This window comes from Brevibacterium sp. 2SA, assembly GCF_005502845.1.
GTDB lineage: Bacteria > Actinomycetota > Actinomycetes > Actinomycetales > Brevibacteriaceae > Brevibacterium.
The window spans coordinates 101,628-109,344 of record NZ_SCMW01000007.1 but is presented as its reverse complement, the minus strand read 5'-3'; the positions used below and the strand labels follow the sequence as shown (position 1 = coordinate 109,344).

7 protein-coding genes are annotated in these 7,717 nt (G+C 68.1%); 4 read left to right on the top strand and 3 right to left on the bottom strand.

From position 1 onward, the window contains the following. Together FFS20_RS18070 and FFS20_RS05055 are read left to right on the top strand one after the other, a co-directional pair. A partial coding sequence (locus FFS20_RS18070) for a hypothetical protein (RefSeq protein WP_212743288.1) occupies nucleotides 1-224 on the top strand: 224 nt, incomplete at its 5' end. A gap of 300 nt (nucleotides 225-524) precedes the next feature. Continuing rightward, nucleotides 525-1,526: a DUF1731 domain-containing protein gene (locus FFS20_RS05055; protein WP_137824826.1), complete on the top strand. Its 1,002-nt coding sequence runs from the start codon at nucleotides 525-527 to the stop codon at nucleotides 1,524-1,526. A 27-nt stretch (nucleotides 1,527-1,553) separates the two neighbouring features. On the opposite strand, the gene FFS20_RS17870 is transcribed toward FFS20_RS05055, so the two are convergent. Then, a complete protein-coding gene (locus FFS20_RS17870) occupies nucleotides 1,554-2,027 on the bottom strand; it encodes a MarR family transcriptional regulator (RefSeq protein ID WP_171006992.1) in 474 nt (157 codons plus the stop codon). A 73-nt stretch (nucleotides 2,028-2,100) separates the two neighbouring features. Between FFS20_RS17870 and FFS20_RS17865 the strand changes: the two genes are divergently transcribed. Then, on the top strand, nucleotides 2,101-2,715 hold the full coding sequence (locus FFS20_RS17865; RefSeq protein ID WP_171006991.1) for a hypothetical protein: 615 nt from the start codon (nucleotides 2,101-2,103) through the stop codon (nucleotides 2,713-2,715). On the opposite strand, the gene FFS20_RS05040 is transcribed toward FFS20_RS17865, so the two are convergent. Continuing rightward, the gene (locus tag FFS20_RS05040; protein ID WP_137824823.1) at nucleotides 2,688-3,599 is read right to left on the bottom strand and encodes a rhodanese-related sulfurtransferase; all 912 of its coding nucleotides are present in this window, start codon (nucleotides 3,597-3,599) and stop codon (nucleotides 2,688-2,690) included. The genes FFS20_RS17865 and FFS20_RS05040 overlap by 28 nt on opposite strands. 224 nt (nucleotides 3,600-3,823) lie before the next feature. On the opposite strand from FFS20_RS05040, the gene purL reads away from it, so the two are divergent. Then, on the top strand, nucleotides 3,824-6,190 hold the full coding sequence (gene purL, locus FFS20_RS05035; RefSeq protein ID WP_137824822.1) for a phosphoribosylformylglycinamidine synthase subunit PurL: 2,367 nt from the start codon (nucleotides 3,824-3,826) through the stop codon (nucleotides 6,188-6,190). Between the two features lie 161 nt (nucleotides 6,191-6,351). Here the strand turns inward: purL and FFS20_RS05030 are convergent, their stop codons facing one another. Then, complete coding sequence (locus FFS20_RS05030) at nucleotides 6,352-7,695, bottom strand: DUF4064 domain-containing protein (RefSeq protein ID WP_137824821.1); 1,344 nt, start codon at nucleotides 7,693-7,695, stop codon at nucleotides 6,352-6,354. Nucleotides 7,696-7,717: the final 22 nt, after the last annotated feature.

Below are 7,717 nucleotides of genomic sequence, written 5' to 3'. Positions count from 1 at the left end.
GGGTCATGGTGTGGTTGTCTTACCAGAAAACAAATTTCTGGCATCACATTGTTCAAACAAACACGCTATTGGATTCTCAAACCACAAACACACACCCAACCATCACACGAACCATCATCCGCGTGATCAACCAGGGGCATCCACAGGTTGTCCGCTCTCACTATCTCAACCATTATTGTGATCCACCGCATCAAACTATTGTTTGTGCTGGTCACACCCGGTAGAAACACCCTTTGATCGTGGTGTTCCCGGTGAGGCGAACGAGATATAACTCTAGACCACCCCAGCGGGTGCGGGCAAGCCGTTGGCCCGGATTCGGGCTGTGACAACCGTCACCGCTGAAAACACGCGGGATCCAGGGGCCTCAGCGAGGGGGTCAGTCGTCTGCTGTCGCACTCGTCGTCGTGAAGTAGGCGTAGCCGAGGCCGCGGGACGACCAGTCGAGCGAACCACAGGTCGAGACGCGGGAATCCGGGATCGCAGGGCAACCGGGCAGCCCGCCGGCCCCACGCTACGGTGGCCCCATGAGCGATCCTGCTGAACCACTGGCCCACTCTCCCATTGCGGTCATCGCCGGCGCATCCGGGTTCGTCGGCCGCTCGCTCCTCGGTCCGCTCGAGGAATGGGGCTACCGGGTGCGCACGATCGGGCGCGGTGCGTCAGCGGACGCCTCCTGGGAGGACCCTGTTGGCATCGCCGCAGCGGTCGATGGGGCCGATCTCCTCATCAATCTCGCCGGCCGCAGCGTCGGATGTCGGTACAACGACCGCAACCGGCAGGAGATCTGGAACTCCCGCATCCTCACGACCCGAGCACTCCACGACGCAGTCACTGCCGCCTCGGCGCCGCCGCGACTGTGGATCAACGCGAGCACGGCGACGATCTACCGGCACGCCACCGACCGCCCGCAGACCGAATCGAACGGCGAGATCGGAGCGGGCTTCTCCGTCGACGTCGCGACCGGCTGGGAGGCTGAGTTCTTCCGCGGCGATCTGCCCCACACTCGGCGCGCGGCCGCGCGGATGGCGATCGTCCTCGGTGACGGCTCGGCGCTGACCATGCTCGCGAGGGCCGCGCGGTTCGGTGCGGGCGGACCTCAGCTCGAGGGCCGCTGGTTCGGGCATCGGCGCTATCGGGGAATCGGCCCGACCCCGTCGGGCCCGACGGTCTGGCGGGGACACGAGCCGACCCATGGTCATCAGCGCTTCAGCTGGATTCACATCGACGACCTCATCGCCGCAATCCGGTTCATCGATTCGCACCCGGAGCTCTCGGGCCCGATCAACCTCGCGAGCCCCGGCGTCTCGGACAACACGGCACTCATGGCAGCGCTGCGGCGGGCCGTGCGGATGCCGATCGGGATTCCCGCGCCGCGGTGGCTGCTCGAAACCGGGATGCTCGTCCTCCAGCAGGAGTCCGAACTCGTCCTCAAGAGCCGGTGGGTGCTGCCCGAGAAGCTCGAAGCCGCCGGCTTCGACTTCCGCTGGACCGACGTCGGTGCCGCGGTGAAGGGTCTGCTGCGCTGATGGCGGGGTGAGGCGATAGCGCCCGACTCACGGGCGAGCTCCCCATTCCGACGGTTCACTGAGGAGGATCTCCCCGAGGGTGCCGCGCAGCTCGGCGACGACCTCGGCGCCGATCCGGTCGTCGAGCCACGCATCGAACCGGTCGATGACCCGCCCGGCGATCTCGACACCTGTCCACCCCGCCTCGGTCAAGCGCACGAGCCGCGCCCGCCCGTCGTTCGGGTCGGGCACCACCTCGACATAGCCGAGCCGCTCGAGGTGGCGGACCTGCTCCCCCATCGCCTGCTTCGTCATCCGCGCCCGCTGCGCGAGCACCGAGGCCCGGGTCCCCTCGGGGTCGATGACGAGGAACAGCGGGGCGTGCGCGGATCGGATTCCCGTCAGGCCCGCCTCGGCGAGGGCGTCGTCCAACCCAGCGAGCAGATGCTGCGCGGTCGCGGCGAGCAGGGAGCCGAGCGGCAGCGGCCGATCCCGCAATGGATTAGTAAGGGTCTTGACCATCTCAGCGAGACCTCCTATCGTGATAACAGTCAAGCACCTTACCATCTCGGCTGGCATCGGAAGAGGACTGCACATGGAATCGATGGATCGCCCGCGCCTCATCGGCGGCTTGATCTGGACTGCGCTCGGGCTCGGAGCCCTCGTCTGGGGGCTGGTCCTCGGGACGTCACCGGGACCCGTCGTCATCGCACTCACGGCATTGACCGTCATCGCCGCCGTGACCGCGCTGACCGGGAATGGGTGGGCACGGTGGCTCACCGGCCGGCTCCTCGGTGTCGCACTCGGCCTCGAGCTCGTCCTCTCGGTCGCCGATCGCTTCGGAGCTCTCGGCGCGCCTGGTGAGCCGGGCGTCTCATGGGGAAGCTGGGGCGACTTCACGACGTACACCGGGATCCTTCTGCCGTGGGCACCGGACATCCTCGTCACCGCCGCGGCCGTCATGGCGACTCTCGCCGAGGTCGGCCTCGGCGTCATGCTCATCCTCGGCCCGCAGTGGCGCTGGGCCGGCAAACTCACCGCCGGAATGCTTCTGTGCTACCTGGTCGCGATGCTCGCCACCGTCGGCTTCGGTGAGGTCGCTCGCTACGGAGTCGTCATCCAGATCGGGGCCGCACTGCTCGTCTCGGCCCGCGGGGCGCGCCCGCGGTCAGCCGATCGCAGTCAGCCGGCGGCCGCCTCGGCGGGGTAGGGCGCGGCCACGCACTCGGGGCAGCGGGGCTGACGACCGGCCGCGGTGCACTCCGCACACCGCAGATACTGCCGGCGGCAGGCGAGGTCGGCGCAGTTGACGAACTCCGGAGTCGCCTCCCCACACGCGACGCAGCGGCCGATCGATTCGGCGCCGGCACCGAACTCGACGTGCATGCGCTTGTCGAAGACGTAGAGCGAACCGTCCCAGTACCCCGAGTTGCCGAACGTCTCGCCGTAGCGGACGATTCCGCCGTCGAGCTGGTAGACCTCGCTGAACCCGCGGTTCCTCATGAGCACGGACAGCACCTCGCAGCGGATGCCGCCGGTGCAGTAGGTGACGACGGGCTTGTCCTTGAGGTCGTCGTACTTGCCGGATTCGATCTCGGCGATGAAGTCCCGCGTCGTCTCCGTGTCGGGCACGATCGCGTCCCGGAACTTCCCGATCTGCGCCTCCATCGCATTGCGCCCATCGAAGAAGACGACCTCGTCGCCGCGCTCGTCCATGAGCTTGTGCAGAGCTCCGGGCTTGAGATGGGTTCCCCCGCCTTGGACGCCGTCGGCGGTGACGGTGATCTCGTCGTCGGTGCCGAACGTCACGAGTTCGGGGCGGACCTTGACGCTCAGCCGCGGGAAGTCATCGCCCTGCCCGTTCGACCATTTGATGTCGGCGCCCCGGAACGGCTCGTACGACTTCGTCGCCCGCACATAGGCCTTGACCTCCCCGATGTCACCGCCGAGCGTCGCGTTGATCCCGTGCTCCGAGATGATCACGCGCCCCTTGAGGCCGAGGCTCTCGGCGAGGGTGTGCTGCCACAGCCGGACGGCCTCGGGGTCGGGCAGCGGCGTGAAGACATAGAAGAGCACGATTTTGGGAGTGGCCATGATCCCCATTCTATTTCTCGGCCCGGTTCCCCTGCCACAGCGGTTGCCGGCGGACGTCAGCGCGACCGTCTTCGCCGAGGTGACGCACCGTGAGAGCGTCACCGGCGCGTGCGTCGACGCCCTCGCCGAGGCGGCCCCTCCCCCGGGCGGGCGCGCGGGAGCAACCCGGCCCGGATAAGATGGACCCTGAGCTCCGTGTCGTACGAAAGGGCCACTCAGAGGACATGTCTGAAAACCTCATCTCCGCGAATCCCGAGTCTGCTCGCGCGGACGATGCCCAGGAGGTCGATCAGACCTCGAAGAAGGTCAAGGAGACGGTCGAGTTCGCCACCACGAACCCCGACGTCGACCAGCCGTTCGCCGAACTCGGCCTCAAAGCCGACGAATACGCCCGGATCAGGGAGATCCTCGGCCGTCGCCCCACCTCGGCGGAACTGGCGATGTACTCCGTCATGTGGTCCGAGCACTGCTCGTACAAGTCCTCGAAGGTCCACCTGTCGAAGTTCGGTGACTACGTCACCGACGACATGAAGAAGCACCTGCTCGTGGGCATCGGCGAGAACGCCGGCGTCGTCGACATCGGCGACGGCTGGGCGGTGACCTTCAAGGTCGAGTCGCACAACCACCCGAGCTACGTCGAACCCCACCAGGGCGCGGCCACCGGCGTCGGCGGCATCGTCCGCGACATCATCTCGATGGGCGCCCGCCCCGTGGCCGTGATGGATCAGCTGCGCTTCGGTGCGATCGACCACCCCGACACCTCCCGCCTCGTCCACGGCGTCGTCGCCGGCATCAGCCAATACGGCAACTCCCTCGGCCTGCCCAACATCGGCGGCGAGACCGTCTTCGACTCCGTCTACCAGGGCAATCCCCTCGTCAACGCCCTGGCCGTCGGCGTTCTCCGGCATGAGGACATCCGCCTGGCCAACGCCTCCGGCAAGGGCAACAAGGTCGTCCTCTTCGGCGCCCGCACCGGCGGCGACGGCATCGGCGGAGCCTCGATCCTCGCCTCCGAATCGTTCGACGACACGAAGCCCTCGAAGCGGCCCGCCGTCCAGGTGGGCGACCCCTTCGCGGAGAAGGTGCTCATCGAATGCTGCCTCGAGCTCTTCCGCGCCGGCGTCGTCGAGGGCATCCAGGACCTCGGCGCCGCGGGCATCAGCTGCGCGACCTCCGAACTCGCCTCGAACGGCGACGGCGGCATGCACATCGCCCTCGACGACGTGCTGCTGCGCGATGACACCCTCACGCCCGAAGAGATCCTCATGTCCGAGTCGCAGGAGCGGATGATGGCCGTCGTCCGGCCCGACCGCCTCGACGACTTCATGGAGATCGTTGAGAAGTGGGACGTCGAGACCTCCGTCCTCGGCGAGGTCACCGACACCGGCCGCCTCATCATCGAATGGCACGGCGACGTCATCGTCGACGTGCCCCCGCGCTCGGTCGCCCACGACGGACCCGTCTACAACCGTCCGATGACCGAGCCCTCCTGGACCGCCGAGGTGGCCGCGAACTCCGTCGAGGCCGCCGGCCTGGTCGCGCCCACCACCGATGACGAGCTGCGGGCGACCGTGCTCGAGCTCGCAGCCGCCCCGAACCTCGCGTCGAAGGAGTGGATCACCACCCAGTACGACCGTTACGTCCAGGGCAACACCGCGCAGGCCTTCCCCGACGACGCCGGTGTCATCCGCGTCGACGAGGAGTCCGGCCTCGGAGTCGCGATCGCGACGGACGCCAACGGCCGCTACGGCTACCTCGACCCGGCCCGCGGCGCCCAGCTCGCGCTGGCCGAGGCCTACCGCAACGTCGCCACCGCAGGGGCCATCCCCCGCGCGGTCACCGACTGCCTCAACTTCGGCTCTCCCGAGGACCCGGAGATCATGTGGCAGTTCGCCGCCGCAGTCGAAGGCCTCGCCGAGGCGTGCCAGGACCTGGGCATCCCCGTGACCGGCGGCAACGTGTCCCTCTACAACCAGACCGGCGGCGTCGCCATCCACCCGACCCCGGTCGTCGGTGTGCTCGGCGTCTTCGACGACGTCGCCCGTCGCACCCCGAGCGGCTGGAGTGAGCCGGGTCAGACGATCTACCTGCTCGGCACCACGGCAGCCGAACTCGACGGTTCAGCATGGGCCGACGTCACGGCCGGCCACCTCGGCGGGGTTCCCCCGCAGTACAAGCCCGAGGCCGAACGCGAACTCGGTGAGATCCTCATCAACTCCTCGCGCGACGGCATGGTCGATGCCGCCCACGACCTCTCCGAGGGCGGCCTGTCCCAGGCCCTCGTCGAGGCGAGCCTGCGGTTCGACACCGGGGCGCGCATCTGGCTCGACGAACTCTGCGAACGCGACGGCATCGACGTCTTCACCGCCCTGTTCTCCGAATCCACGGCACGGGCGATCGTCGCCGTGCCGCGGTCGGAGGAGGTCCGGTTCAAGGACATGTGCACCGCACGCGGCTTCCCGTTCATCCGCATCGGCATGACCGACACTGGCGACGGCGAGCCGCAGCTCGAACTCGTCGATCACTTCTCGATCGGCCTGAACGAACTCCGCGACGCTCACGAGAAGACCCTGCCTGAGCATTTCGGCTGAGGTGAGATCGGCAGGGTTCGGCCTGCTGGGCTGAGCAGGGTGCGGCCTCTGCGTTGAGCAGCGGTCGGCCTCTGTACTGAGCAATGAAGGAGCCGCGTGGTCATCCACGCGGCTCCTTCGTGTCTGTCTGGGACCCATCCGGGCTCAGCGGCGCCTGTCGTTCAGTGCCGCGGGCGACGCGGCGGGTCGCCGGCTCCGTGCCGGCCGTCGTAGGGCTGGCCGCCGTATGGCTGGCCGTCGTAGGGCTGGCCGGCAGTCCACTGGCCGCCGAAACCCTGGGTGGAATCGGAGCGCTGGGTGGAATCGTGTCGGCCGTAACCGTACGGCTGATCCGCTGAGTTCGGGCCGGACGCCTGCGGGGAGCCGTGGGCTTCGTGCGCGCCCGTTGCCTGCCCGCTCGACTGCCCTGTCCCCGGGTGCTGCGCGAACGGGTTCCGGGCGTAGGGATGCTGTGCGTCCGGAGAGGGTGCTCCCGAATACTGCGCGTCCTCGCCGGGAGCATACGGATACTGGGCGCCTTGGTATTGGGCACCGTGGTGCTGGGCGCCCGGGTATGGGGCACCCGAATGCTGACCGCCGTAGTTCGGGGCTCCCGGGTGCTGACCGCCCGAGAACTGGTCACCCCAGCACTGCGCTCCCGGATACTGCGTTCCCGAATACTGACCGCCCGCCGCCGGTCCCGGCTGCAGCCGTCGACGCTCTCCGAGGGCCGGCTGCGCGACGACGGGCACCGACCCGCCGCGCAGGCGACCGCAGACGTGGAGCAGACCGAGCGCGGCGAAGAACAGGAGCAGCGAGAGCACCTGCGAGATAAGTCCCGCAACTGCGGGATCCGCTGCCTGGAGGGTGGTGACGTACTGGACGACGGCGACGACAACGGCGGAGACAGCAGCGAGGCCCGCGGCGACGAGATGGACCCACCACGACCGGTTGCGCACGATGTTCCAGGCGATGAGCAGAGCGGCGACCACGATCGTCGAGAAGACGGCGAAGACGATCGGGAACAGCGAGTACTCCGCGTTCATCCGGTAGACGAACTCCGTGAGCAGCCGTGTCATCACCGGCGGGACCGCCACACTGAGGATGCCGGCGACAAGATAGATGCCGCCGCCGACCATCCGTCGCAGCCAACTCGTGTTGCGCACGAGGAGGAACGCGAGGACGCCGACGAGGCAGGCGATGATGCCGGCGATGAGCACCACCGCAGAGTAGAGCGCGGCGAGATCCGGGAGCCCGTCGGCGATCGACGTCGAATAGATGAACGGCAGCAGGATGATCGCCGGCAGTCGATCGATGAGGATCGACACCCAGAGCGCGATGCGTGCGAACCATCCGGGGTCGACGGCAGCAGACGCCGCTGCCGAGTGTTGCCTGCTCTCGGACCACCGGCCACCGGGACCGGATCCTGGCTGGTGCTCCGGCACATGGCCGGGGACTCCGGCATTGCGCACATACGGCTGACCGGGGTTCTCCGGCGGCTTCGGGCCGGGCCACTGCTCACTCATGCGGCCACTCTATGCGCACATG